Annotated in this window: 24 protein-coding genes; 9 read left to right on the top strand and 15 right to left on the bottom strand. The window is 71.1% G+C overall.

The window, feature by feature from the left end; genetic code table 11:
• Window positions 1-96: 96 nt before the first annotated feature.
• The 5 genes from I8E28_RS09870 to I8E28_RS09850 all read right to left on the bottom strand — a co-directional run bounded on the left by I8E28_RS09870 (window position 97) and on the right by I8E28_RS09850 (window position 4,347).
• Window positions 97-594, bottom strand: coding sequence for a hypothetical protein (locus tag I8E28_RS09870; protein ID WP_200787808.1), 498 nt, complete (start codon window positions 592-594; stop codon window positions 97-99).
• A 144-nt stretch (window positions 595-738) separates the two neighbouring features.
• Window positions 739-1,473 (bottom strand): head GIN domain-containing protein, encoded by a 735-nt coding sequence (locus tag I8E28_RS09865; RefSeq protein ID WP_200787807.1) that lies wholly within the window; start codon window positions 1,471-1,473, stop codon window positions 739-741.
• 115 nt (window positions 1,474-1,588) lie between these two features.
• Window positions 1,589-2,962, bottom strand: coding sequence for a CoA transferase (locus tag I8E28_RS09860; protein WP_200787806.1), 1,374 nt, complete (start codon window positions 2,960-2,962; stop codon window positions 1,589-1,591).
• On the bottom strand, window positions 2,959-3,597 hold the full coding sequence (locus I8E28_RS09855; protein ID WP_200787805.1) for a 3-oxoacid CoA-transferase subunit B: 639 nt from the start codon (window positions 3,595-3,597) through the stop codon (window positions 2,959-2,961). Before I8E28_RS09855 ends, I8E28_RS09860 begins: the two co-directional genes overlap by 4 nt.
• A gap of 51 nt (window positions 3,598-3,648) precedes the next feature.
• Complete coding sequence (locus I8E28_RS09850) at window positions 3,649-4,347, bottom strand: 3-oxoacid CoA-transferase subunit A (protein ID WP_200787804.1); 699 nt, start codon at window positions 4,345-4,347, stop codon at window positions 3,649-3,651.
• A 98-nt stretch (window positions 4,348-4,445) separates the two neighbouring features.
• On the opposite strand from I8E28_RS09850, the gene I8E28_RS09845 reads away from it, so the two are divergent.
• Window positions 4,446-4,991 carry a PAS and helix-turn-helix domain-containing protein gene (locus I8E28_RS09845; protein WP_200787803.1) on the top strand — a complete coding sequence of 182 codons (546 nt, stop codon included), beginning with the start codon at window positions 4,446-4,448 and terminating at the stop codon, window positions 4,989-4,991.
• A 147-nt stretch (window positions 4,992-5,138) separates the two neighbouring features.
• On the opposite strand, the gene I8E28_RS09840 is transcribed toward I8E28_RS09845, so the two are convergent.
• A complete protein-coding gene (locus tag I8E28_RS09840; protein ID WP_200787802.1) occupies window positions 5,139-5,786 on the bottom strand; it encodes a VTT domain-containing protein in 648 nt (215 codons plus the stop codon).
• A 27-nt stretch (window positions 5,787-5,813) separates the two neighbouring features.
• Here I8E28_RS09840 and mutL point away from each other — a divergent pair, with 27 nt between their 5' ends.
• The 4 genes from mutL to I8E28_RS09820 are packed head-to-tail and all read left to right on the top strand — an operon-like array spanning window position 5,814 to window position 10,082.
• A complete protein-coding gene (gene mutL / locus I8E28_RS09835; RefSeq protein WP_200787801.1) occupies window positions 5,814-7,628 on the top strand; it encodes a DNA mismatch repair endonuclease MutL in 1,815 nt (604 codons plus the stop codon).
• A gap of 5 nt (window positions 7,629-7,633) precedes the next feature.
• The gene (locus I8E28_RS09830; protein ID WP_200787800.1) at window positions 7,634-8,476 is read left to right on the top strand and encodes an alpha/beta hydrolase; all 843 of its coding nucleotides are present in this window, start codon (window positions 7,634-7,636) and stop codon (window positions 8,474-8,476) included.
• A gap of 20 nt (window positions 8,477-8,496) precedes the next feature.
• Window positions 8,497-9,429: a tRNA (adenosine(37)-N6)-dimethylallyltransferase MiaA gene (gene miaA / locus I8E28_RS09825; protein ID WP_200787799.1), complete on the top strand. Its 933-nt coding sequence runs from the start codon at window positions 8,497-8,499 to the stop codon at window positions 9,427-9,429.
• Window positions 9,426-10,082: an ABC transporter ATP-binding protein gene (locus I8E28_RS09820; protein WP_200787798.1), complete on the top strand. Its 657-nt coding sequence runs from the start codon at window positions 9,426-9,428 to the stop codon at window positions 10,080-10,082. Before miaA ends, I8E28_RS09820 begins: the two co-directional genes overlap by 4 nt.
• Before the next feature lie 6 nt (window positions 10,083-10,088).
• Here I8E28_RS09820 and I8E28_RS09815 read toward each other — a convergent pair whose 3' ends face one another.
• The gene (locus I8E28_RS09815; protein WP_200787797.1) at window positions 10,089-10,280 is read right to left on the bottom strand and encodes a CopG family transcriptional regulator; all 192 of its coding nucleotides are present in this window, start codon (window positions 10,278-10,280) and stop codon (window positions 10,089-10,091) included.
• A 121-nt stretch (window positions 10,281-10,401) separates the two neighbouring features.
• On the bottom strand, window positions 10,402-10,596 hold the full coding sequence (locus tag I8E28_RS09810; RefSeq protein WP_200787796.1) for a ribbon-helix-helix protein, CopG family: 195 nt from the start codon (window positions 10,594-10,596) through the stop codon (window positions 10,402-10,404).
• 266 nt (window positions 10,597-10,862) lie between these two features.
• On the opposite strand from I8E28_RS09810, the gene I8E28_RS09805 reads away from it, so the two are divergent.
• Window positions 10,863-11,351 (top strand): hemerythrin domain-containing protein, encoded by a 489-nt coding sequence (locus tag I8E28_RS09805; protein ID WP_200787795.1) that lies wholly within the window; start codon window positions 10,863-10,865, stop codon window positions 11,349-11,351.
• Between the two features lie 18 nt (window positions 11,352-11,369).
• Here I8E28_RS09805 and I8E28_RS09800 read toward each other — a convergent pair whose 3' ends face one another.
• Window positions 11,370-12,110 (bottom strand): GNAT family N-acetyltransferase, encoded by a 741-nt coding sequence (locus tag I8E28_RS09800; protein ID WP_200787794.1) that lies wholly within the window; start codon window positions 12,108-12,110, stop codon window positions 11,370-11,372.
• Window positions 12,111-12,127: 17 nt separating this feature from the next.
• On the opposite strand from I8E28_RS09800, the gene I8E28_RS09795 reads away from it, so the two are divergent.
• Window positions 12,128-14,656, top strand: a complete 2,529-nt coding sequence (locus tag I8E28_RS09795; protein ID WP_200787793.1) for an FtsX-like permease family protein — start codon at window positions 12,128-12,130, stop codon at window positions 14,654-14,656.
• The gene (locus I8E28_RS09790; protein ID WP_200787792.1) at window positions 14,653-15,705 is read left to right on the top strand and encodes a lipocalin-like domain-containing protein; all 1,053 of its coding nucleotides are present in this window, start codon (window positions 14,653-14,655) and stop codon (window positions 15,703-15,705) included. The genes I8E28_RS09795 and I8E28_RS09790 overlap by 4 nt, the downstream gene beginning before the upstream one ends.
• A gap of 9 nt (window positions 15,706-15,714) precedes the next feature.
• On the opposite strand, the gene I8E28_RS09785 is transcribed toward I8E28_RS09790, so the two are convergent.
• From I8E28_RS09785 to I8E28_RS09765, 5 genes are all read right to left on the bottom strand, one after another.
• On the bottom strand, window positions 15,715-16,272 hold the full coding sequence (locus I8E28_RS09785) for a hypothetical protein (RefSeq protein WP_200787791.1): 558 nt from the start codon (window positions 16,270-16,272) through the stop codon (window positions 15,715-15,717).
• Window positions 16,273-16,360: 88 nt separating this feature from the next.
• Window positions 16,361-17,917 carry a DHA2 family efflux MFS transporter permease subunit gene (locus tag I8E28_RS09780; protein ID WP_200787790.1) on the bottom strand — a complete coding sequence of 519 codons (1,557 nt, stop codon included), beginning with the start codon at window positions 17,915-17,917 and terminating at the stop codon, window positions 16,361-16,363.
• Window positions 17,917-19,227 carry an HlyD/EmrA/EmrK family protein gene (locus I8E28_RS09775; RefSeq protein WP_200787789.1) on the bottom strand — a complete coding sequence of 437 codons (1,311 nt, stop codon included), beginning with the start codon at window positions 19,225-19,227 and terminating at the stop codon, window positions 17,917-17,919. Before I8E28_RS09775 ends, I8E28_RS09780 begins: the two co-directional genes overlap by 1 nt.
• Window positions 19,228-19,250: 23 nt before the next feature.
• On the bottom strand, window positions 19,251-20,699 hold the full coding sequence (locus tag I8E28_RS09770; RefSeq protein ID WP_200787788.1) for an efflux transporter outer membrane subunit: 1,449 nt from the start codon (window positions 20,697-20,699) through the stop codon (window positions 19,251-19,253).
• Window positions 20,696-21,208 carry a MarR family winged helix-turn-helix transcriptional regulator gene (locus tag I8E28_RS09765; RefSeq protein ID WP_200787787.1) on the bottom strand — a complete coding sequence of 171 codons (513 nt, stop codon included), beginning with the start codon at window positions 21,206-21,208 and terminating at the stop codon, window positions 20,696-20,698. Before I8E28_RS09765 ends, I8E28_RS09770 begins: the two co-directional genes overlap by 4 nt.
• A gap of 76 nt (window positions 21,209-21,284) precedes the next feature.
• On the opposite strand from I8E28_RS09765, the gene I8E28_RS09760 reads away from it, so the two are divergent.
• Entirely contained in the window at window positions 21,285-23,054 is a 1,770-nt protein-coding gene (locus I8E28_RS09760) for an ABC transporter transmembrane domain-containing protein (RefSeq protein WP_200787786.1), read from the top strand.
• A gap of 69 nt (window positions 23,055-23,123) precedes the next feature.
• Here the strand turns inward: I8E28_RS09760 and I8E28_RS09755 are convergent, their stop codons facing one another.
• Window positions 23,124-23,567, bottom strand: a complete 444-nt coding sequence (locus tag I8E28_RS09755) for a DUF1178 family protein (protein WP_200787785.1) — start codon at window positions 23,565-23,567, stop codon at window positions 23,124-23,126.
• Window positions 23,568-23,576: the final 9 nt, after the last annotated feature.

The raw sequence follows: 23,576 nt of genomic DNA, 5'->3' as shown, positions 1-23,576 counted from the left end.
TACGCGCACTGCCGCTTGTGCAGCATGGATTCCGGCTTGCGCCGGAACGACAGGAAGAAGGAAGCGATGGATCCCCGCCTCCGCGGGGACGACGGGTCAGCGACGCTGCTGCGGCGGCTGCGCCCGTTGCGGCACCACCTTCGCGGGCACTGAGCCTTCCACTTTCCGCGCCGGCCCCGCGCCCATCGAGCGCGTGTCGCTCTCGGCCGGCAGGCCGGACTCGGCCAGGACGAAGCCGGGGCGCATGTCGTCGGGACGCTCGGAGACGACGGCGAGGCCGTTGCCCAGCGGCTTGTGCGGGAGCTTCAGCTCCTCGGCGGTCTTCTGGTCGGTGATCAGCGGGGACTTGCCGTTGCGCGCGCGGACCTGCAGGCGCGCTTCGCTCGGGCAGTCGCGGCTGTCGTTGAAGACCATGGCCGAGCCGGCCGGGAAGCGCTTGGCCAGCGCCTCGTGCAGCGGCATGCTCATGTCCACCGGCGGCTGCACGTCGTTGTAGATGATGCGGTTGTCGCGGTCGTAGACCGTGTAGCAGGCCATCGCCTGCCCGCAAGCCAAGGCCGCAAAAGCGGCCAGCACGACGTGGATCCCTCTCATGGCGTCACCTCTCGGGTGCCACACGGCACAGCCGCATGGTGAACCGCCGAGCCTGGATCGGCAAGACAGATGAGGCGACGTGCTGCTGTCAGCGCGCACCGGCGCCCGGTTGCAAAAGGTGTCGCCGGTGAGCGAACGAAGGCGTCACAGGCGCTGCACCGTGCCGCTGCCGGCGATGGACTGCTCCACCTTCGGGTCGCCCTGGTAGCGCACGTTCCCGCTGCCGGCGATGCTCACCTTCAGCCGCGACTTGGGAGCCACCGTGGCGACGCCGGAGCCGGCGATGCTGATCCTGGCCTCGTCGGCCTGCAGCGCGCCGGCCGAGACGTTGCCCGAGCCGGCCAGAGACAGCTTCAGCTCGCGCGCCGTGCCGCCCAGCTTGATGGCGCCGCTGCCGCCCATCGAGATGGCGAGCGAATCGACCTCCGTGCGCGCCAGGTCGATGCTGCCGGAGCCACCCACGTCGACCTTCAGCTGCTGGCCCTTCAGGCCGTCGGCGGTGAGGCTGCCCGATCCGGCCAGCGCGAGCATGTCGATCGACCGCGCCGTGACCACGACCTTGAGGTACTGCGGGTCGATGGAGATGTCGCGCTGCGGCCGGAGCTCCAGCGTCCCGCGCACGACCTTGCTCTCGATCAGCGGCAGCAGGTTGTCGTCGGTCTCGATCACGACGCTCTCGGCATTGCCCAGGCGCACTTCCAGCTGCCCCGGCAGCGCGGACGCGACGCCGGTGAAGCCGCTGACGGTGCGGGTCTCGCTGCGGCGATTGCCGTTGCCCTTCACGGTCGAGGTGGCAGCGACGGCGGTGACGCCGGCCAGCGCGAGCGCGGTGGCGAACAGGACGACGATGCGGCGGCGGGGCTTGGCGGGACCGGACATGGAGGGCTCCAAGGGGATCTTGTGGATGTGCTGCGATCCTAGGCGGCGGACCCGCGCGGGCCGAGCGGCGTGCGACAGGCTGCAGGTGGGCGCGACAGGCTGCTCGACCGGCGGCTCACCAGCGCGGCGGCGAGTCGCCCGGCGGCACCGACGGCCGCGTCCAGCGCGCGGGCGTGGCGGACAGGATAGCGCTGTGCGTGATGCCGGAGAGGCGCCCGAACCCCGAGTCGACGGTCTCGACCCAGCGCTCGCGCGATGGCGGCTGCGCGGACAGGCCACGCTCGACGCGCCCCAGCGAGCGCAGCCAGTGGCCGGTCTGCGCCAGCGACAGGCGGGCCAGCCAGCTGCCGCCTTCGCGCTGCTGGCGATGCACCAGCGACGCGGCCATCGCCGCCATCAGCAGGCCCGTGGCTTCGTCCAGGATCTGCATCGGCAGCGGCTTCGGCCCGCCGCCGGCCGCCTCGCCTTCCGCGTGGTTGAAGCCCATGGCGGTCTGCACGAGCGAGTCGAAGCCACGACGTTCCGCCCACGGACCGCGACGCCCGTATGCCGACAGCCAGATGGCAACCAGTCCCGGCCGCTTGCGCGCGAGCGCTTCCGGCCCGTAGCCGAGCGCGTCCAGTCCGCCGGGGCGGTAGCCCTGGATGAGCACGTGCGCCTCGGAGAGCAACCGGTCGAACGTCGCGCGGCCCTCGGCCGTCGTCAGGTCGACGTGGCAGGACCGCTTGCCGCGGCTGGTGTCGGCGATCGCGTCGATGTTGGGCAGGTGCGGCGAGTTCACCAGCATCACGTCGGCGCCATACGCGGCGAGCGCGCGCCCGGCGACCGGGCCCGCCAGGATGCGAGTCAGGTCGAGGACCTTCACGCCCTCGAGCGGTCGTTGCGTCGTTGGCAACTCCGGCAGCGCCAGCACGGGCGCATCGCCCATCCGCTCGACCTCGACCAGCGGTTGCGACGCAACGGCCTGCCCTTGCGGCGTCGCGTCCCACTGCGCGAACGTGCGCAGCGCGGTCGCGACCAGTCGTGCGCGCGCCGACGCCTCCTCATAGTCGAGCGCCTTCCAGCGCGCCATCGCCTGCTCCGCCTGCTCACGCGTGGCGGTGGCGGGATCGAGCGCCAGCAGGCGCAGCGCGCCGTCGCGGTGGTGGCGGAAGTTCGCGTGCACGCGCACCCAGCCGTCGGCGCAGCGGTACAGGCCGGAGAACGGGTCCCACAGGTCCGGCGCCTGGCCGTCGATGGCGAACCACGCGGTGCACTCGGTGGCGGCCTGCGCCATGTCGACGGCGACGCGCTGGCGCGGCTGGCCGCGCAGGTGCCCGAGTTCGGCCGCCGCCAATGCCGCGGCAGCGACCGACGCTTGCGCGGCCGTGCCGATGGCGAAGGAGGAGGGATAGACCGGGTCGGACCCGGCGAGATCCGCGAAGCGCAGCGCCTCGTCCGGCAGCCCGGTGTGCTGCCAGAGAGAGGCGAGCGCGTCGCGCGGGGTCACTGCACCAGCTTGACGCCGGTCTTCGACTGGATCTGCTCGAAGGTGACGCCCGGGGCCAGCTCGACGAGCTTGAGGCCCTGCGGGGTGACGTCCATCACGCCGAGGTCGGTGATGATGCGGTCGATCACGCCGACGCCGGTCAGCGGCAGCGTGCACTGCGGAAGGATCTTGAAGTCCTCGGTGCCGTCCTTCTTCCTGGCCACGTGCTCCATCAGCACGATGCAGCGCTTGACGCCGGCGACCAGGTCCATCGCGCCGCCCATGCCCTTGACCATCTTGCCGGGGATCATCCAGTTGGCCAGGTCGCCCTTCTCGCTCACCTGCATGGCGCCGAGGATGGACAGGTTGATCTTGCCGCCGCGGATCATCGCGAAGCTGTCATGGCTGCCGAAGATCGACGAGCCCTTGATGGTGGTGACGGTCTGCTTGCCGGCGTTGATCAGGTCGGCGTCGACTTCGTCGTCCTTCGGGAACGGGCCGATGCCCAGCATGCCGTTCTCCGACTGCAGCCAGACTTCCTTGTCGCCCGTGAAGTTGGCCACCAGCGTCGGGATGCCGATGCCGAGGTTCACGTAGAAGCCGTCCTCGAGTTCCTGCGCCGCGCGCGCGGCCATCTGGTCTTGGGTCCAGGGCATTGTCTCTCCTAATCAGTTGGCGACAGAGCTAAAGGTCTGTCCCCAAAGTCGTTAGATGCTGCGGATGGTGCGCTTCTCGATGCGCTTCTCGGGGGACGGGTTGTGCACGATGCGGTGCACGTAGATGCCCGGCAGGTGGATGTCGTCGGGCGCCAGCTCGCCGACCTCGACGAGCTTCTCCACCTCGACGATGCAGACCTTGCCGGCCATCGCGGCGGCGGGATTGAAGTTGCGCGCCGTCAGGCGGAAGCGCAGGTTGCCGCTCTTGTCGGCGACGTCGGCCTTGACCAGTGCGATGTCGGGAACGAGGGCGCGCTCCATCACGTAGGTCTCGCCGTCGAACTCGCGGGTCTCCTTGCCTTCGGCCACCATCGTGCCGACGCCGGTCTTGGTGAAGAACGCCGGGATGCCGGCGCCGCCGGCGCGCAGCTTCTCGGCCAGCGTGCCCTGGGGCGTGAATTCCAGCTCGAGTTCGCCGGCCAGGTACTGGCGCTCGAACTCCTTGTTCTCGCCGACGTACGACGAGATCATCTTCCTGATCTGGCGCGTCTGCAGCAGCTTGCCGAGGCCGAAGTCGTCGACGCCGGCGTTGTTCGAGATCGCGGTGAGGTTCCTGACCCCGCTGTCGCGCAGCGCGTCGATCAGTGCCTCGGGAATGCCGCACAGGCCGAAGCCGCCGACCGCCAGCAACTGGCCGTCGCGCACGACGCCGTCGAGCGCGGCCTTGGCCGAGGGATAGAGCTTGTTCACGTGGAAGTCTCCTGTGGAAGGACACGCGCGGGCTACGCCGCGGTTGCGGCTACGATACTACCTAATGTGCTACGTAGTTCCCCGTAAAGACTGACCCGATGGACGTTGATTACCGCCTGGCTTTCGAGCTGGCTCCCGTCGGGCTGTGCGTCTCGCGCAACCGCTTCATCGTCGACTGCAACCAGCAGCTGTGCGAGATGTTCGGCTATTCGCGCGAAGTGCTGGTCGGCCAGTCGTTCATGACGCTGTACCCCAGCCCCGACGAGTTCGAGCGCCTCGGCGCGCGCATGGTGCCGATCCTCAATGCCAAGGGCCACTACGGCGACGACCGCATCATGAAGCGCGCCAGCGGCGAGGTGTTCTGGTGCCACGTCACCGGCCGCGCGCTGAACCGCGAAGCGCCGCACGAGGCGGGCATCTGGTCGTTCGAGGACCTGAGCGCGCAGCGCCCCGTGAAGGCCGAACTCACGGCGCGCGAACGCGAGGTCGCCGCGCGGTTGCTCGATGGCATGACGTCCAAGGAAATCGGCCGCGAACTGACCATCAGCCACCGCACCGTGGAGATCTACCGCGCCCGGCTGATGCGCAAGTACAAGGCGAACACCACGGCCGACCTGGTCCACAAATTGACCGCGGGGCACTGAGGAAGCACGTTAGAAGGCGGACTCCCTAACGCAGAGGTCGCAGAAAAAACCAGGAGGTCGCAGAAGAATCCATTCAATTGAATTCTTCTGCGACCTCTGCGCGCTTCTGCGACCTCTGCGTTAGGGAGTCCGCTTCGACAGCCGCGTCTAAGCGGCGCGCGCCTTCAGGCGGCCCTTCACCGCACCGTAGATCACCACCAGGCCGGGGATCAGGATCATGGCCCAGATGATCTTGTCCAGGTGCTGCTGCACCCAGGGGATGTTGCCGAAGAAGTAGCCGGCCGTGACGATGCCCACCACCCACAGGCCGCCGCCGGCGACGTCGAAGAAGGTGAACTTGCTGCGCGTCATGTGCGCCACGCCCGCCACGAACGGCGCGAACGTGCGCAGGAACGGCATGAAGCGCGCGGCGACGATGGTGAAGCCGCCGTACTTCTCGTAGAACGCATGGGCCTGGTCGAAGGCCTTGCGGTTGAAGTAGCGGCTGTTCTCCCACTGGAACACGCGCGGGCCGAAGTAGCGCCCGATCGCGTAGTTGCTCTGGTTGCCCGCCGTCGCGGCCAGCCACAGCAGCGCGACCGAGGTGCCGTAGTCCATCAGCCCGACGCCGCACATGGCACCGACCACGAACAGCAGCGAATCGCCCGGCAGGAACGGCATCACGACGACGCCGGTCTCGACGAAGATGATCAGGAACAGCAGGGCATATACCCAGGTGCCGTAGCTGGCGACGAACGTCTGCAGGTGCTTGTCGACGTGCAGGATGAAATCGATGAGGACGGCGATGAGTTCCACGCCGGCATTATCAGGGCGCCACCTAGAATGGATGGGGTGAATGCCGTGCTCCATCCGGGCCACCGACGCCCCATCCGCGACCTGCCGGACGAACTCGTCAGCCAGATCGCCGCGGGCGAAGTGGTGGAGCGGCCCGCGTCCGTGGTCCGCGAACTGGTCGACAACGCGCTCGACGCAGGCGCGTCGCAGGTCACGGTGCGCCTGCTCGCCGGCGGCGTGCGCCTGGTGTCCGTCGAGGACGACGGCGGCGGCATCCCGCGCGACGAACTGCCGATCGCCCTGCGCCGCCACGCCACCAGCAAGATCGCCAGCCTCGAGGACCTCGAAGCCGTCGGCACCATGGGGTTCCGCGGCGAGGCGCTCGCGGCCATCGCGTCGGTCTCCGAACTGGCCCTCCTCTCGCGCTGCGCGGGCCAGCCCAACGCCTTCCGCCTCGATGCGCGCACGGGCGAACTGCAGCCGGCCGCCCGCGCCGGCGGCACGACCGTCGAGGTCAAGGAACTGTTCTTCAGCACGCCGGCGCGCCGCAAGTTCCTGAAGACCGACGCCACCGAACTGGCCCATTGCATCGAAGCCGTGCGGCGCCACGCGCTCGCGCGACCCGAGGTCGGCTTCGCGATCTGGCACGAAGGCAAGCTGGTCGAGCAGTGGCGGCCCGCCTCGCGCGACCAGCGCCTGGCCGACGTGCTGGGCGACGACTTCGTCGAGGGCAGCGTGGCCGTGGAGTACGCGGCCGGGCCGATCCGCATCACCGGTCGCGCCGGCGTGCCCGATGCGGCGCGCTCGCGGCCCGACCACCAGTTCGCCTATGTCAACGGCCGCTACGTGCGCGACAAGGTGCTCACGCACGCCGCGCGCAGCGCGTACGAGGACGTGCTACACGGCCAGCGGCAGCCGGTGTACGCGCTGTACGTCGAGATCGACCCGGCGCGGGTCGACGTCAACGTGCACCCGACCAAGATCGAGGTGCGCTTCCGCGACAGCCGCGAGGTGCACCAGGCCGTGCGCCGCGCGGTGGAAGCGGCCCTGGCCGCGCCACGCTCGGCGCAGCAGGCCGACATGCCCGCGCAGCCGCCGCTGCTCGTGCCCTCCCCGTCCATGCCGACAGCCATGCCCGCGTGGTCGCAGCCGAGGATGGACTTCGACGCCCCGGCGTTCGGGCTGCGCGTCAGCGATGTCGGTGCGCTGTGGCAACCGTCGGCGTCGCCGGTGGCTGCACCCGCGCCTGCCGCTGCACTGCCCGAGGGTGACTGGCCGCTGGGCCGCGCCATCGCGCAACTGCAGGGCGTCTACGTGCTGGCCGAGAACCTCCAGGGCCTCGTCGTCGTCGACATGCATGCCGCGCACGAGCGCATCGTGTACGAGCGCCTGAAGACGCAGCTGGCCGGCGCGCCCGACCAGCGGCTGGCCAGCCAGCCGCTGCTGATCCCGGCCACCTTCGCCGCCACGCCGCAGGAAGTCGCCACCGCCGAAGCCAGCGCAGACACGCTGCAGATGCTGGGGCTGGAGATCACGCCCTTCTCCGCCAAGACGCTGGCCGTGCGGGCCGTGCCGACGACCCTCGCGCAGGGCGACGCGGTGGAGCTCGCGCGCAGCGTGCTGGCCGAACTCGCCCAGCACGACGCCAGCACCGTCGTGCAGCGCGCGCGCGACGAGATCCTGGCCACCATGGCCTGCCACGGCGCCGTGCGCGCCAACCGCCAGCTCACGCTCGACGAGATGAACGCCCTGCTGCGGCAGATGGAAGTCACCGAGCGCTCCGACCAGTGCAACCATGGCCGCCCCACGTGGCGGCAGGTGACGCTCAAGGAACTCGACGCGCTGTTCCTGCGCGGACGCTGAAGGCCATGCGCCGCCTGCTCGCAGCCGCCATCGCCAGCTCGGTCCTGCTCCTGAGCTGGGGCTGCGCCACCCTCGACGAGAAGCAGCGCGCCTGGATCTTCCAGCCCAGCGACCGCAGCTGGGGCGGCAGCGCCGACCTGGCCGAGGGCATGGACGAGGCCTGGATCTCCTTCACCTCCGAGGCGACGGGCGACCCTGCGAAGCTGCATGCGCTGTGGCTCGAAGCCGACCATCCGCGCAAGGACACGCCGGTGCTGCTGTACCTGCATGGCGCGCGCTGGAACGTGATGGGCTCGGCCGGCCGCATGCGGCGGCTGCAGGACATGGGCTTCGCCGTGCTGGCGATCGACTACCGCGGCTTCGGCAAGAGCAGCCCCGGGCTGCCGTCGGAGGTGACGGCCTACGAGGACGCGCGCGCCGCGTGGGACTGGCTGGCCACGCAGCGCCCGAACCGGCCGCGCTACATCTTCGGCCACTCGCTGGGCGGCGCCATCGCCATCGACCTCGCGTCGCGGGTCGACGACGAGCAAGGAACGATCGTCGAGGGCACCTTCACCTCGATCCCGGACGTGGCCAGCAGCTTCAAGTGGGGCTGGCTGCCGGTCGGCCCGCTGATCACGCAGCGCTTCGACTCCGCCGGCAAGGTCGCGAAGATCGGCTCGCCCCTGCTGGTGGTGCACGGCGCGGACGATTCGCTGATCCCGAGCTCGCTCGCGCAGAAGCTGTACGACAAGGCCACCGGCCGCAAGCAGTTCCTGCTGGTCGACGGCGGCTCGCACCACAGCACGATGTACGTCGGGCGCGCGAAGTACCGCGACGCGGTGCGGCAGTTGTTCAGCCTGCAATAGCAGGCGTAGCCTGGGTCGCCGTGCCGACTTCCCCTCCCCGCTTCCTCGCGCTCGCCGGTCCCACCGCCTCCGGCAAGTCGGATGCCGCGCTGGCGCTCGCACGCGAGCTCGGGGGCGAGATCGTCAGCGTCGATTCGGCGCTGGTCTACCGCGGCATGGACATCGGCACCGCCAAGCCGACGGCGGCCGAACGCGCCGCGGTGCCGCACCACCTGGTCGACATCCGCGAGCCCACGCAGCCGTACAGCGCGGCGGAGTTCAGCGCCGACGCGCGGCGCGTCATCGGCGAGATCGCGCAGCGCGGGCGCCTGCCGTTGCTGGTGGGCGGGACGATGCTGTATTTCAAGGCGCTGTTCGAAGGCCTCGACGCGCTGCCGCCGGCCGATCCGGAACTCCGTTCGCAGATCGAAGCCGAAGCGGTGCAGCATGGCTGGCCCGCGCTGCACGCCGAGCTGGCGCGCGTGGACCCCGCGGCGGCACAGCGGCTGGCGCCGAACGACGCGCAGCGCATCCAACGCGCGCTGGAGGTGTTCCGCGCGACCGGGCAACCGCTCAGCGCCTTCCACGGGGCGCAGCGCAGCGAAGGCTGGCGTCCGGCCGCCTTGCTGTCGCTCGAGCCCACGGACCGCGCCTGGCTGCACGAGCGCATCGAGCGCCGCTTCGACGCCATGCTGGCCGCCGGCTTCCTCGACGAAGTGCGGGCGCTCCGGGCGCGGGGCGACCTGCATCCCGGGCTGCCCAGCATGCGCAGCGTCGGCTACCGGCAGGCATGGGAAGCGCTCGACGGCCAACTGCCGATGGACCAGCTGCGCGACCGCGGCGTCTTCGCCACCCGCCAGCTCGCCAAGCGCCAGCTCACGTGGCTGCGCAGCATGGAACGCGAGGTGATCCCCTGCGACGCACCGGGCGTGGTCCCTGCCCTGCTGGCCGCCGCGCGCAAGGCCCTCGCATGAGCGACACGCCGATCGCCACCGTCGAAGGCCTGGCCAAGCACTACGGCGAGACGCCCATCTTCCGCGGCATCGACTTGCGGGTCGCGCGCGGCGAGTTCGTGGCCATCGTGGGCGAGTCGGGCGTGGGCAAGTCCACGCTGCTGCACTGCCTGGCCGGGCTGGACACCTGGGATGCGGGGCGGATCACGGTCGCGGGCCGCGACCTCGCGACGCTCGATGACGCAGCGCGCGCCCTGCTGCGGCGCGAGGCCATCGGCTTCGTGTTCCAGGCGTTCCACGTCCTGCCGCACCTGGACGTGCGGCAGAACGTGGCGCTGCCGCTGATGCTGCTGCAGCGGCATGATGCGGCGCGCGTGGAGCAGGCGCTGGAGTCGGTGGGCTTGGGTGGCCTGGGCGAGCGGCTGCCGCAGCAGTTGAGTGGCGGGCAATTGCAGCGGGTGGCGATCGCGCGCGCCCTGGTGCACGACCCGGCGCTGCTGCTGGCCGACGAGCCGACCGGCAACCTCGACCCGAGGACGGCGGACCAGGTGCTGGACGTCCTGCCGCGGCGCACGCGCGAGCAAGGCGCGTCGCTGGTGCTCGTCACGCATTCGGCGGCCGCCGCGGCGCGCGCCGACCGCGTGCTGCACATGACCGCCGAGGGCCTGGGCTAGCAGGACCTAGCGCTTGCGGCTGGTGGCCGACTTGCGCGGCGCGGCCGTCGGGGCCGGGGCGTTCTGTTCCATGAAGTCGCGGATCAGCCGGCGCATGACCTGCGAAGGGGTCATGTCCTGGCTGTGGCAGAGGGCCTCGAAGGCTTCCTTGCGGCGCGGGTCGATGAGGACGGTGAGCCTGGCGGTCTTGGGTTCCATTCGGAATCCGGCAGGGGCTGCGATGTGAATGGCATTCTAATGGCCTGCCCGACCGTTGCGAACGCATCCGCAACTCTCAAATTGCATCACCTGCGACGGCGGCCACAGCGCCGCGCCACGCTCACTGCGTCTTGCGGCGAGTGCTGGGGCGCCTGGCCTTGTCGCCGGGGTCGACGCCATGTTTGGACAAATACTCCCGCATCAGGCGGCGGATCATCTGGGAGGCCGTCACATCCTGGGCCGCGCAGAGCGCCTCGAACTCGCGCTTGCGGTCGGCGTCGATGAGGATGGTGAAGCGGGCCGTCTTGTCTTCCATTCCTGTGGGTGCTCCTTTCGTTGCGATGCAATCACTGTGCGCTCCCTCGTGGCGCGCCGGCGCAGGGAGCCGCGGACGATGCAGGCCATCCATTGCCGACGGCTGGGGCCGCCCGATGCCCCACGCCATGTCCGACATGCCTGCGCCCTTGAGAGTGCAGGCGAACCGCTTGGCGTCAACCGGGCGCCGCTGCTGACGCGACCTTCTCCTACAGGGCCGCAGGCTCGTCGCTTTCACCATGGCTCCACCACACAAGGAGCCACCAGATGCCCAGCACCCGCGCCGCCAAGGACGCTTGCGACCTGCTCGACGCCGACCATCGCAACGTCAAGAAGATGTTCAAGGAGTTCGAGGAACTCACCCAGTCGCGCGCCAGGAGCGCGGCGCAGAAGAAGCTCGACCTGGCCGAGCGCATCTGCGTCGAGGTCACCGTGCATGCCCAGATCGAGGAGGAGATCTTCTATCCGGCGCTGCGCGAGGCGATCAAGGACACCGACCTTCTCGACGAGGCGGAGGTGGAGCACCAGAGCGCCAAGGACCTGATCGCGCAGATCCAGGGCGCGACGGAGCCGGACGACAAGTGGGAAGCCAAGGTCAAGGTGCTGGGCGAGTACATCGACCACCACGTCAAGGAAGAGAAGAACGAAATCTTCCCCAAGGCCCGCTCGGCCCGCAAGCTCGATCTCGTCGCGATGCGCGAGGAGCTCGAGGCGCGCAAGGAAGAACTGATGGCCGACATGGGCATGGCGGCCTGAGGCCGCGGCGGCCCGCCCCTACGCGGGCCGCCAGTACGCGTACCGCCACGCGGTGCGCAGGCCCGCGCGTCCATACAGCGAGCGCGCGGGCGCATTCCTTTCCTCCACCTGCAGCATCACGCGCTCGAGGCTGCGTCGCGCAGCTTCACGCCCGAAGGCCGCGAGGATCGATCCGGCCAGCCCGCGACCGCGACAGCCCGGCGCGGTGCGCATGCCGTGCACGCCGGCCCAGCCGTCGCTGAAGCAGGCACTGCCGACCGCGGCCACCACGCCGTCGAAGCGCACGGACGCGAAGAGCGTCGTGTCGCTGCGCTGCAGGATCCCGATGCGGCTCGCGCCGTCGACCGGATCGAAGCCGTCGCCGAGGAACAGCGCGGACCAAGCGGCGTCCGGCCGCGCGGCGAACTCGACCGCCGCACCGCCATCGACTTCGGACAACGATGCCGCCGGGCCGGTCTGCACCAGCGTCGGCTGCGTCGCCGCGAAGCCGCGCCCCGCGAGGTCGTCGCACAGCAGCTGGCAGCCCGCGACGTCCGGGACCCGGAACGCCGGTCGCAAGCCGCGCTGCGCATACGCGTCGAGGATTTCCGGCACCAGGTCGACACGCAGACGCTCGTGCCGCGTGGGCACGGCGCTGTGCGCGCGGCCGACGGTGCCCGGGTCCAAGCCGACGAGCCAGCCCTCCAGCGCCAGCAGTTCGCGCGGAGGCACTGCGGCGAGCGTGGCGCGCTCGAGGCGTTCGATGTCGTCGTCGGTCATGGCTGCACAATGATCCCATGCGGGACCTGCTGCGCACCTTCTCCTGGCAGGACCTGCGCCGGCACCCCTGGCGCAGCATCGCCGCCATCGCGGCCGTCATGCTGGGCGTGGCCCTCGCGCTGGCGGTGCACCTGATCAACGCGTCGGCGCTCAGCGAGTTCTCCGCCGCCGTGCGTGCCGTGAACGGACAACCGGATCTCGAACTGCGCGCGACGCAGGGCAGCTTCGACGAAGCGCTGTTCGCCCGCGTCGCGGCCGACGAAGCAGTGACCCTCGCCGGCCCGGTGCTGGAACTCGCCACCAACGCCGTCGGCCGCAACGGCAAGCGAGTCTCCTTGCGCGTCCTGGGCCTCGACGCGCTCACGACCGGAGCGGTGGCGCCGAACCTGGTGCCGCGCCCGTTCCAGGAAACGGACCGCATGGCGCTGTTCGCGCCGGGCGCGGTGTTCCTCAACGGCGCCGCGAGCGAGCGGCTGCCGGTCGATCGCGTGCAACTGCAAGCCGGCCTGCAGATGCTGGAGGTGCGCGTGGCGGGGACCGTGGGTGCGGCGGGGGCGCCCCTCGCGGTGATGGACATCGGCGCCGCGCAGGACCTGTTCGGGCGCGCCGGCGTGCTCTCGCGCATCGACGTGCAATTGCGCGCCGGGACCGACACCGCCGCCTGGGCGCGGCGGATGGCGTTGCCGCCCGGCGTGATCGCCGCGCAACCCGGCGACGCCCTGCAGCGCGTGGACAACCTCTCGCGCGCTTACCGCGTGAATCTCACCGTGCTGGCGCTGGTCGCGCTGTTCACCGGCGCGTTCCTCGTGTTCTCCGTGCTGTCGCTGAGCGTCGCCCGGCGTTCGCAGCAGTTCGCGCTGCTCGGCGTGCTGGGTCTCGATGCGCGCGCGCGCCGGCGGCTGGTCCTGTTCGAGTCGGCCGGCCTCGGCGCCGTCGGCAGCCTGCTGGGCGTTGCGCTCGGCACCGCGCTGGCGCTGCTGGCCCTGCGGCTGCTGGGCGGCGACCTGGGCGGCGGCTACTTCGAAGGCGTCACCCCCTCGCTGCACTGGAGCAGCACCGCTGCCGCCGGCTATGCACTGCTCGGCGTCGCTGCTGCGCTGGCCGGCGGCTGGTTCCCGGCGCGCCAGGCCGAACGGCTGCCGCTGGCGCAGGCGCTCAAGGGCCTGCGCGCGTCGGAAGGACCGGCGTCACGGGTCACGCCCGGCTTGCTGCTGCTGGCCGCCTCGCTGCCGCTGGCGCTGCTGCCGCCGGTCGCGGACCTGCCGATCGCAGCCTACCTCGCGGTCGCCGCCCTGCTGGTGGGCGGCATCGCGTCGCTGCCGCCCGCCGTCGGCTGGCTGTACGACCGCATCGCGCCGCACGTGGCGAACCGGCTGCTGCCGCTGCTGGCCGTCGAGCGCGCGCGGCGCGTGCGCGAAACCGCCGCGGTCGCGGTCAGCGGCGTGGTCGCCGCGCTCAGCCTCGCGGTGGCGCTCACCGTGATGGTCGCCAGCTTCCGCGATTCGGTGAGCCGCTGGCTCGACGTGCTGCTGCCGGCGGACCTCTACGTGCGCACCGCCGGCACCACGGCCGGCGCCGACACGGCGTTCCTCGACGCTTCGCTGGTCGACAGGGTTGCGCGATTGCCTGGCGTGGCGCGCGTGGCCACGCAGCGCGTGCGTTCGCTGCAGCCCGATCCGGCGCGTCCTTCCGTCGCGCTGCTCGCGCGGCAGATCGAAGCACCCGCGCGCGACCTGCCGCTGGCGGGCGAGCTTTCGCCCGTCCCCGCCGGCCGCATCCCCGTGTACGCGAGCGAAGCGCTGCGCGACCTGCACGGCGCCCGCGTGGGCGAGCCGCTGCCGTGGCTCGACGCGACACTCGGCCTCGCACCGCCCGACGGTGCGCCCAGCCGCTTCGTCGTGGCCGGCATCTGGCGCGACTACGTGCGCCAGACCGGCGCCGTGCTGCTGGACCGCCGCGACTACGAGCGCGTCACGGGGGACCGGCGCGTCACGGACCTGTCGGTGTGGCTCGCACCCGGCGCGCCGGCGGCCGACGTGCAAGCGGGCATCCGCAGCGCCGCGGGCTCCGCCTCGTCGCTGGTCGAGATCGCATCGGCCTCCGAGATCCGCACCGCGTCGCTGCGCCTGTTCGACCGCAGCTTCGCGGTCACGTACTGGCTGCAGGCGGTGGCGATCGGCATCGGCCTGTTCGGCGTCGCGGCGAGCTTCAGCGCGCAGGTGCTGGCGCGGCGCAAGGAGTTCGGCCTGCTGGCGCACCTGGGCCTCACGCGCTCGCAGATCCTGGGCGTGGTCGCCGGCGAAGGCGCGGCGTGGACGGTGGTCGGTGCGCTGGCCGGCATCGCGCTCGGGCTGGGCGTGTCGCTGGTGCTGGTGCACGTGGTCAACCCGCAGAGCTTCCACTGGACCATGGACCTGCACGTGCCCTGGGTGCGGCTCGCGGTCCTCGGCATCTGCGTCGTCATCGCAGGCACGCTGACCGCGTGGCTCGCGGGCCGCGCCGCGGCGGGTCGCGATGCGGTGCTGGCCGTGAAGGAGGACTGGTGATACACCGCCGCCCCTTGCTCGCCCTGCCCTTCGTCGCCGCGCTGCCTCGCGCGTTGGCCCTGCCGGTGCGCGAGATCCGCTTCCCGCGCGACCATGGCTCGCATCCGGACCTGCGCACGGAGTGGTGGTACGCCACCGGCGCGGTCCACGCGGGCGATCGCGAGTTCGGCTTCCAGCTGACGTTCTTCCGCACGCGGGTCGATGCCGCGCAGCCGCTGCAATCGCAATTCGCCGGCAAGCAGCTCGTGTTCGCGCACGCGGCGCTGACCGATCTGCAGGGCCGCCGCCTGCTGCACGACCAGCGCATCGCGCGCGCGGGCTTCGGCGTCGCGGAGGCGGCCGAGGACGACACGCGCGTGCACATCCGCGACTGGCACCTGCAACGCGGCGCGGATGGCAGCTACAGCGCGCGGCTGCCGGCGCGCCAGTTCACGCTCGACCTGCGCCTGGTGCCCACGCAGCCGCCGCTGCTGCAGGGCGATCGCGGGCTCTCGCGCAAGGGGCCCGGCATGGACCAGGCGAGCTACTACTACAGCGTGCCGCAACTCGCCGTCAGCGGCAGCGTGACGCTGCAAGGCAAGCCGCAACGCATCGAAGGAAAGGCCTGGCTGGACCACGAATGGAGCGAGGCGCTCCTGCATCCGGACGCGGTGGGCTGGGACTGGATCGGCATGAACCTGGACGACGGCAGCGCGCTCACCGCGTTCCAGCTGCGCACGCGCGACGGCGTGCCGCTGTGGGACGGCGGGTCGTTCCGCGGTCCTTCGGGCGACACCTACATCGCGAGCCAGGGCGAGACGCAATTTCGCGCGCTGCGGCGCTGGACCAGCCCGCGATCGGGTGCGAGCTACCCGGTGGAGTGGATGGTGCGCACGCCGGCCGACTTCTACACGGTGCGCGCGCTGCTCGACGACCAGGAACTGGACAGCCGCGCGTCGACGGGAGCGATCTACTGGGAGGGGCTGTCCGAGCTGGTGGACAGCAACGGGCGCCGCGTGGGCCGTGGCTACCTGGAGATGACGGGCTACTCGCAGCGCCTGCGCCTGTAGCGGGTGCGCTCAGAAATTCTGCGCGACCACCGTCTCACGCAAGGCCTGCGCCTTGGCCGCGTCGAACGGGCCCTGGGCCTTGGCCAGCACGTTGCCTTCGCGATCGAGCACCAGCACCGACGCATGGTCGGCCGTCTGCAGGCCGGCCGCGCGCACGACCGCGTCCTTGTCGGCGGTGAAGACGGCGACCAGGCGCGCGCGATCGACACTGGATGGAAACCGGGCGAGGAGCTGCGCCTCCTTGGTGCGGCGCACCGCCTCGCCGCCGTCCTTGAACACCGGCAGGCGCACCCACGAGATCCTGGCGTCCTGCTCCAGGCCCAGGCCATCGACCCAACGCTGCGCCTCTTCCTGCTGCGACGTCTTGAACAGCACGATCGCCACGGTGCGATCGGACGTCAGCGCCTGCGGCAGCTTGACGATCGCCGAATCGTGCAGGCGCTTGCCGTGCAGCGACGGCAGCTTGCCGAGCAGGTTGCTCTCCGACGGCGCGGCGAACGCCAGCGCCAGGGCCGCGCCGATGGCACCGACCCATCCCAACACCGGGGTCCAGACCTTCCGAATCATGGCGCTCTCCAGAGTCCGTCACGGGGACCGTGATGCAGGAAGTGTTCCACGCCGCAGGAATCCCTTCACGTCGATTGTGTAAAGGTTCTCAGTGCGCGCCCGCGGCCGCATCGGCACCGGCGGCACCGTGCGTGGGACGGCTCATCCACACCAGCGGGATCAGCACGAGGAACAGCGCGGCCGACAGCCAGAAGAGGTCGGTCGCCGCCATGGTGAACGCCTGCTGGTCGGCGAGCCGGTTGACTTGCGCGATGGCCTGCTCGGGCGAGAAGCCGGACGCCGCCAGCCCGTTGAACGTCGCCTGCGCGGCCGGGTTGGCGGGGTTCACCGCTTCCGCCAGTTGCGCATGGTGCAGCGCGGCCCGGTTCTCCCACATCGTCGTCGACACCGAGGTGCCGATGGCGCCCGCCGTGATGCGCACGAAGTTGGTGAGGCCCGATGCAGCCGGGATGCGGTCCGGCGACAGGCCCGACAACGTGATCGTGGTCAGCGGGATGAAGAAGAACGCCATCGCCACGCCCTGGATGATGGTCGGGACCATGATGGTCGAGAAATCCGCCGAAGTGTTGAAGCGCGACCGCATCCACAGCACGAGCGCGAACACGATGAACGCGAACGTCACGTAGCGGCGCGGATCGACCTTCGCGACTGTCTTGCCCACCACCGGCGACAGCACCATCGCCATCAGGCCCACGGGTGCCATGATCATCCCGGCGTCGGTGGCCGTGTAGCCCATGAACTGCTGCAGCCACAGCGGCAGCAGCACCACGTTGCCGAAGAACAGCCCGTAGGCGATCGACGTCGACAGCGTGCCGGTCCAGAAGTTGCGGCGCGTGAACAGGCGCAGGTCCACCACGGGGTGCTCGTCGGTGAGCTCCCAGACGAGGAAGAAGGCGAAGCCCACCACCGCCACCACGGCCAGCGTGACGATCAGCGGCGAGTGGAACCAGTCGTTCTCCTTGCCGAGGTCCAGCATCATCTGCATCGCGGCGATCCACACCACCAGCAGGCCCAGGCCCACGCGGTCGATCGGCAGCTTGCGCGGCACGCTGTCCCGCTTGTGGTACAGCGCCCAGGACGCGGATGCGGCCAGGATGCCCACCGGGATGTTGATGTAGAAGATCCACGGCCAGCTGATGTTGTCGGTGATCCAGCCGCCCAGCAGCGGCCCCATCACGGGCGCCACCAGCGTCGTCATCGCCCACATCGCCATCGCCAGCCCCGCGAGCGCGCGTGGGTAGCTGGCCAGCAGCAGCGTCTGCGACAGCGGGATCATCGGCCCGGCGACGAAGCCCTGCAGCGCGCGGAACGCGATCAGCGTCGTCATGTTCGGCGCCAGGCCGCACAGCCACGAGGCGATGACGAACAGGATCACGCTGCCGACGAACAGCTTGACCTGCCCGAAGCGTTGCGAGAGCCAGCCCGTGAGCGGCACCGAGATGGCGTTGGCCACCGCGAAGCTGGTGATGACCCAGGTGCCCTGGTTGGGGCTGACGCCCAGGTCGCCGGCGATGGCAGGCAGCGACACGTTCGCGATCGACGTGTCGAGCACGTTCATGAACGTCGCCGCCGACAGCGCGATGGTGCCCCACACGCGTGCCGATCCCTCCAGCGGCGCATGCGCCGCGCCGGGTGCCGTCGCCATCAGTTGCCCCCGGCTGCCGGCGTGGTGGTCGTCGAAGCGGTGTGCGTCGCGGCGGGCGCGGGACGGCGAGGAGGGGCGCCGGCGACGGCCGTGTTGCTGCCGCGGCCGAGGTTCGCCGTGATGATCCGGCGCACTTCGGCGTCCGCCTGCGCGTCCTTGGTCGTGAACACCGGCGTCTCGGCCGCCGGCGCGCTGCGCGGCGCATCGGCCAACGTCTTGCCGTCCTGCTGGGTCACGTCCACTTCGGCGTCCATCGACAGGCCCACCCGCAGCGGGTTCTTCGCGACCTGCTGCTGGTCGAGCGCGATGCGCACCGGCACGCGCTGCACCACCTTGATCCAGTTGCCGGTCGCGTTCTGCGCCGGCAGCAGCGCGAACGCCGACCCGGTGCCCGCGCCCAGGCCCTGCACCGTGCCGGTGTACTCGACCTTCTTGCCGTACAGGTCGGCGGTGAGCTTGACCGGCTGGCCGATGCGGATCTTGCGCAGCTGCACTTCCTTGAAGTTCGCGTCGACCCACACCTGCTGCAGCGGGATGATCGACATCAGCGGCGCGCCGGCGGCCACGCGCTGGCCCAGTTGCACGGTGCGCTTGGCGACATAGCCGTCGACCGGCGCCGGCAGTGCCGCACGCTGCGTGGCCAGCCAGGCCTCACGCACCTTGGCTGCGGCGGCCAGCACGGCGGGGTGCTGCTCGACGGTCGTGCCTTCGGTCTGCGCCTGGTTGCTGGCGAGCTGCTCGCGCGCGGCGGCGACGCCGGCCTGCGCGGCGGCCAGCGCACTGCGCGCATTCGCGACCTGCGTCTGCGCGTGATTGAGTTCTTCCTTCGACACCGCGCCATTGCCCGACAGCGACTGGCGCCGCTGCAGGTCGTCCTCGGCACGGCGGACTTCGGCCTGCGCCTTGGCGATGTCGGCCTGGCGCAGGTCGACCTGCGCGGCGAGCGAGCCGTTGTTCGCGTACAGCGTGCGCACCTGGCGCACCGTCTGCGCGAGGTTCGCCTCGGCCTGCTGCAGGGCGACGGTGACATCGGCCGGGTCCAGCTTGACCAGTGGCTGTCCCGCCTTCACGAAGTCGGTGTCGTCGGCGTAGATCGCCAGCACGGTGCCGCCGATCTGCGGCGTGATCTGCACCACGTTGCCCTGCACGTACGCGTTGTCGGTGGTCTCGTAGTGGCTGGCCACCAGCCACTCGTAGCTGCCCCACGCCACGCCGGCGACGGCGACGGTCGCCGCGAGGATGGTCAGCCCCTTCTTGCGCCTGGACTTGCGTGCGTCCGCTGCCTGGGTGTCCTGCACTTCGTTGCTCATGGTCTCTTCCTTCTCGATTCGGTTCAGCGGGCGCCTTGCGCCGCCAGGCGTTGCGTGTCGGGGTCGGCGCGGTAGCCGCCGCCCAGCGCGCGCGCCAGTTGCACCTGGGTGTCCAGCGCGCGGCCGGCCAGGTCGACGGCCAGGCGGCGCTGGTTCAGCACCGCGCTCTCGGCGGTCAGCACGTTGAGGTAGGTGCCGAGGCCGGCCTTGTAGCGCTGCACGGCGATGTCGTACGCGGCTTCGGCGGACGCCTGCGCCTGCTTCTGCTCGGCCTGCTGGCGCGCGATGGAGCGCGCCGACGTCAGCTGGTCGGCGACGTCGCGCACCGCCTCCAGCAGCGCGCCGTTGTAGCTCTCGACCGCGAGGTCGAGGTCGGCCGTCTTGCCGCGCAGGTTCGCGCGCAGCCGGCCGGCGTCGAAGATCGGCAGGTGCACCGCAGGGCCGATGCCCCACTGCTTGCTGCCCGCATCGAGCAGGTTGCCCAGGCCGAGGCTCGACAGGCCGACGAACGCGGTGAGGTTCACGTTCGGATAGAACGACGCCTTCGCGTTCGCGACGTCATGCGTCGCGGCTTCGACGCGCCAGCGCGCGGCCGCGATGTCGGCACGGCGGCCGAGCAGGTCGGCGGGAATCGTGTCGGGCAGCGCGAGCGGCCTGGCGGCGGCGAGCGAGCGCGGCGCGAGCTGCAGGTCGGGCTGCGCGACCAGCGCGGCCAGCGCATTGCGCGCCAGGCCGGCCTGCTCGTGGAGCGCCTCGATCTGCTGGCGCACCTCGGGCAGCCCGCCTTCGCTCTGGCGCTCCTCGAGCGTGGTGTCCAGGCCCGCGCGCACGCGGTCGCGCACCAGGTCCAGCTGCTGCTGGCGCTGCTCCAGCGTGCGCTGCGCGACCTGCAGCTGGTCCTGCAGCCGCACGGCCTGGAAATAGGTGCGCGCGACGTTGGCGGCGAGCACCGTGCGGGCGGCGTCGACGTCGGCCTGCGCGGCACGCGAGGCACCGAGCGCCGCTTCGAGCGCCTGCCGGTGCTTGCCGAAGAAATCGAGCTCCCAGCTGCCGGCCAGCTGCACCGTCCCGAGCTCGCGGGTCGAGCCGCCCAGCGGCGGCGGGTAGATGTTGTTGGCCGAGAAGTGCTGGCGCGTCGCGTCGGCGCTGCCCTGCACTTGCGGCAGCGTGGCGGCGTTCGCCACTTCGAGCACGGACCGCGCGCGGTCGAGCCGCGCCTGCGCGACGCGCAGCGACGGATTGCCCTGCAGCGCGCGGCCGACGACCTGGTCCAGCTGCGGATCGCCGAACGCGGTCCACCAGTCGTCCTGCAGCGACGGCGCCATGGCCGCGGTGCCGGCGGGCACGCCCGCATCGGTGGCACCTTGCAGCCTGGCTTGCGGCTCGATGCCGGAGAAGCTGGCGCAGCCCGCGAGCAGCAGCGCGGCGGCCAGCGCGCCCAGGCGGGCGCGGGGTCGGGAGTCGTTCTTCACTGGGGATTCCTGTTCTTCTGCAGGGCCTCGCCGTTGGCGAGCATGCGCTGGAGCATCGACTTGAGCTGCACCACTTCCTCGGCGGTGAACCCCTGCAGGTGCGTGTTGAGCACACCGCACAGCACCTTCGGGATCTCGCTCGCGGCTTGCCGGCCTTCGTCGGACAGCTCGAGGTTGACCACGCGCCGGTCCTCCGAGGACCGCACGCGCCGCACCAGGCCCTTGGCCTCCAGGCGGTCCAGCATGCGCGTCATCGCGCCGGCGTCCAGGTGGCATTCGCGCGCCAGCTCGGCGGCGGTCGTGCCGTGCCCGAGGTGCAGCTTGTACAGCGGCACCCACTGCGCATTCGTCAGCCCGCGCGGATCGAGCTGGTGCTCCACCTCCGACGAGAAGCTGAGGATCAGTCGCTTCATCAGGTACGCGACGCTGCCGTCGGGGTGGTAGGTCTCGGGCCGGTAGAAGGCCGCCGGGGCACCCTTCGCGGACTTCGATGCAGTCGATGTGGCCATGGCCGGGATATTAGTTGCCTAGACAACCATTGTCAAGGCGACCATTGGCGGGGCAAGCGATGGCTACACTGCCCGCATGCCCGATCCCGCCCGCGGCGCGCCGCGCTCCCTCACGGGGCTGCTGCCCTTCCTGCTCCCCTACCGCGGCCGCCTCGTCCTGGCGACCGTGTTCCTCGTGCTGGCCGCGGCCGCGACGCTGGTGTTCCCGGTCGCGCTGCGGGCGCTCGTCGACGAAGGCCTGGTCGCGGCCGCGCCCGGTGAGCGGCTGGTCGCGCTGCGCGAGCATTTCCTGGCGCTGTTCGCCGTCGCCGTGGCGCTGGGCCTGTTCTCGGCCGCGCGCTTCTACATGGTCAGCTGGATCGGCGAGCGCGTCACGGCCGACCTGCGCAATGCGGTGTACGCGCACGTCGTGCGGCAGAGCCCGGAGTTCTTCGAGACGACGCGCACGGGCGAGGTGCTGTCGCGCCTGACGACGGACACCACGCTCGTGCAGACGGTGGTCGGCTCGTCGTTCTCGATGGGCCTGCGCAACGCCGTGATGGGCCTGGGCGCGCTGGGCATGCTGGTGTGGACGCACCCGTACGTGATGTCGCTCGTGCTCGCGGCGGTGCTGCTGGTCGTGCTGCCCGCGATGGTGTTCGGCCGCCGCGTGCGCAAGCTGTCGCGCGCCAGCCAGGACCGCATCGCCGATTCGAGCGCCATCGCGGCCGAGGTGCTCAACGCGATCCCCGTGGTCCAGAGCTACGGCGGCGAGGACCACGAGGCGCGCCGTTTCGGCGAGGCGACCGACCAGGCGTTCCGCACCGGCGTGAGCCGCACGAAGGCGCGCGCGGTGCTGGTGGCCTTCATCATCATCGCCAACGCGGCGCTGATGCTGTGGGGGCTGTACCGCGGCGCGCAGGCGGTGACGGCGGGCGACCTCACCGCGGGCCAGCTCGGGCAGGCCGCGCTGTACGTGATCATCTTCGCGGGCGCGGTCGCCGTGCTCGGCGAGGTGTACGGCGACCTGCTGCGCGCGGCGGGCGCCACCGAGCGCCTGATGGAACTGCTCGCGAGCCGCTCGCCCGTCGCCTCGCCGCCGGATCCGGTGGCCGCGCCGGCGCCGGCCGGCGGCAGCACGGTGCGCTTCGAGGCGGTGGAGTTTCGCTATCCCTCCCGGCCGAACTCACCTTCGCTGCAGGCGATCACGCTGGACGTCGCCGCGGGCGAGACGGTCGCCCTCGTCGGGCCGAGCGGCGCCGGCAAGTCGACGCTGGTGTCGCTGCTGCTGCGGTTCTACGACCCGCAAGCCGGTCGCATCCTGGTGGACGGCGTGCCGCTGCCCCGGCGGGCCTTGCAGGAGCTGCGCGCGGGCATGGCGCTGGTGGCGCAGGACCCGGTGGTGTTCTCGGCCAGCGCGCTGGAGAACATCCGCTACGGGCGGCCGGCGGCGAGCGACGAGGAGGTCCACGCGGCTGCGCGCGCCGCGTTCGCGCACGACTTCATCACCGCGCTGCCCGAGGGCTATGGGACGTACCTGGGCGAGCGCGGGGTGCGCCTGTCCGGCGGCCAGCGCCAACGCATCGCGATCGCGCGCGCGATCCTGAAGGACCCGCCCCTGCTGTTGCTGGACGAGGCTACGAGCGCGCTGGACGCCGAAAGCGAACGCATGGTGCAGGCGGCGCTGTCAGCGGCGATGCGCCACCGCACCACGATCGTGATCGCCCACCGCCTCGCGACCGTCCAGCAAGCCGACCGCATCGTGGTCCTGGACCATGGCCGGATCGTCGAAACGGGGCGGCACGAGGAGCTCGTGGCTGCGGGCGGCCTGTATGCGCGCCTCGCTGCGCTGCAGCTGCTGGATTGAAGGCGGACTTCCGAACGCAGAGATCGCAGAGCGAGCGCAGTCCTCTGCGTCAGGGAGTCCCCTCCCGTTCTACTGCACCGGCCCCTTGAGCGCCTTGGGCACGGGCAGCGGCAGCACCTGGATGCCTTCGTCCAGGAGCGCTTCGGTTTCCTCGGGGGACGCCTGGCCGCGGATGCCGCGTTCTTCGCTTTCGCCGTAGTGGATGCGGCGCGCTTCCTCGGCGAAGCGCTCGCCGACGTCCTCGGTGTTCGCCATCACCTGCCGCACCATCTGCAGCCACGCCTTCTGCAGCGCGGCTTGCGGCATCGCGGCGACGTCTGTCTTCGCCGGCGCGGCGGGCTCGGTGGCGCCGAGGTTCAGGCGCGGGGCGGAAGGCAGCTTGGCGACTTCACGGTCGCCGCAGATCGGGCACTCGAGCAGCCCGCCGTCGCGCTGCGACGCGAACTCGTCCTCGGAGCCGAACCAGCCCTCGAAGACGTGCTGGTGGGCGCATTGCAGGTTCAGGACCTTCATGACGTCCCG

The organism is Ramlibacter algicola, assembly GCF_016641735.1.
Lineage (GTDB): Bacteria > Pseudomonadota > Gammaproteobacteria > Burkholderiales > Burkholderiaceae_C > Ramlibacter > Ramlibacter algicola.
Note: the sequence above shows the minus strand (reverse complement) of the source record. Positions and strands in the feature narration are given on the sequence as shown.

What these genes read in the sequence shown, in the direction of transcription:
- I8E28_RS09870 (WP_200787808.1), bottom strand. Translation starts at nt 594, where the DNA reads ATGAGAGGGATCCACGTCGTGCTGGCCGCTTTTGCGGCCTTGGCTTGC.
- I8E28_RS09865 (WP_200787807.1), bottom strand. Translation starts at nt 1,473, where the DNA reads ATGTCCGGTCCCGCCAAGCCCCGCCGCCGCATCGTCGTCCTGTTCGCC.
- I8E28_RS09855 (WP_200787805.1), bottom strand. Translation starts at nt 3,597, where the DNA reads ATGCCCTGGACCCAAGACCAGATGGCCGCGCGCGCGGCGCAGGAACTC.
- I8E28_RS09845 (WP_200787803.1), top strand. Translation starts at nt 4,446, where the DNA reads ATGGACGTTGATTACCGCCTGGCTTTCGAGCTGGCTCCCGTCGGGCTG.
- mutL (WP_200787801.1), top strand. Translation starts at nt 5,814, where the DNA reads ATGGATGGGGTGAATGCCGTGCTCCATCCGGGCCACCGACGCCCCATC.
- I8E28_RS09830 (WP_200787800.1), top strand. Translation starts at nt 7,634, where the DNA reads ATGCGCCGCCTGCTCGCAGCCGCCATCGCCAGCTCGGTCCTGCTCCTG.
- I8E28_RS09820 (WP_200787798.1), top strand. Translation starts at nt 9,426, where the DNA reads ATGAGCGACACGCCGATCGCCACCGTCGAAGGCCTGGCCAAGCACTAC.
- I8E28_RS09815 (WP_200787797.1), bottom strand. Translation starts at nt 10,280, where the DNA reads ATGGAACCCAAGACCGCCAGGCTCACCGTCCTCATCGACCCGCGCCGC.
- I8E28_RS09810 (WP_200787796.1), bottom strand. Translation starts at nt 10,596, where the DNA reads ATGGAAGACAAGACGGCCCGCTTCACCATCCTCATCGACGCCGACCGC.
- I8E28_RS09805 (WP_200787795.1), top strand. Translation starts at nt 10,863, where the DNA reads ATGCCCAGCACCCGCGCCGCCAAGGACGCTTGCGACCTGCTCGACGCC.
- I8E28_RS09800 (WP_200787794.1), bottom strand. Translation starts at nt 12,110, where the DNA reads ATGACCGACGACGACATCGAACGCCTCGAGCGCGCCACGCTCGCCGCA.
- I8E28_RS09795 (WP_200787793.1), top strand. Translation starts at nt 12,128, where the DNA reads ATGCGGGACCTGCTGCGCACCTTCTCCTGGCAGGACCTGCGCCGGCAC.
- I8E28_RS09785 (WP_200787791.1), bottom strand. Translation starts at nt 16,272, where the DNA reads ATGATTCGGAAGGTCTGGACCCCGGTGTTGGGATGGGTCGGTGCCATC.
- I8E28_RS09780 (WP_200787790.1), bottom strand. Translation starts at nt 17,917, where the DNA reads ATGGCGACGGCACCCGGCGCGGCGCATGCGCCGCTGGAGGGATCGGCA.
- I8E28_RS09775 (WP_200787789.1), bottom strand. Translation starts at nt 19,227, where the DNA reads ATGAGCAACGAAGTGCAGGACACCCAGGCAGCGGACGCACGCAAGTCC.
- I8E28_RS09765 (WP_200787787.1), bottom strand. Translation starts at nt 21,208, where the DNA reads ATGGCCACATCGACTGCATCGAAGTCCGCGAAGGGTGCCCCGGCGGCC.
- I8E28_RS09760 (WP_200787786.1), top strand. Translation starts at nt 21,285, where the DNA reads ATGCCCGATCCCGCCCGCGGCGCGCCGCGCTCCCTCACGGGGCTGCTG.
- I8E28_RS09755 (WP_200787785.1), bottom strand. Translation starts at nt 23,567, where the DNA reads ATGAAGGTCCTGAACCTGCAATGCGCCCACCAGCACGTCTTCGAGGGC.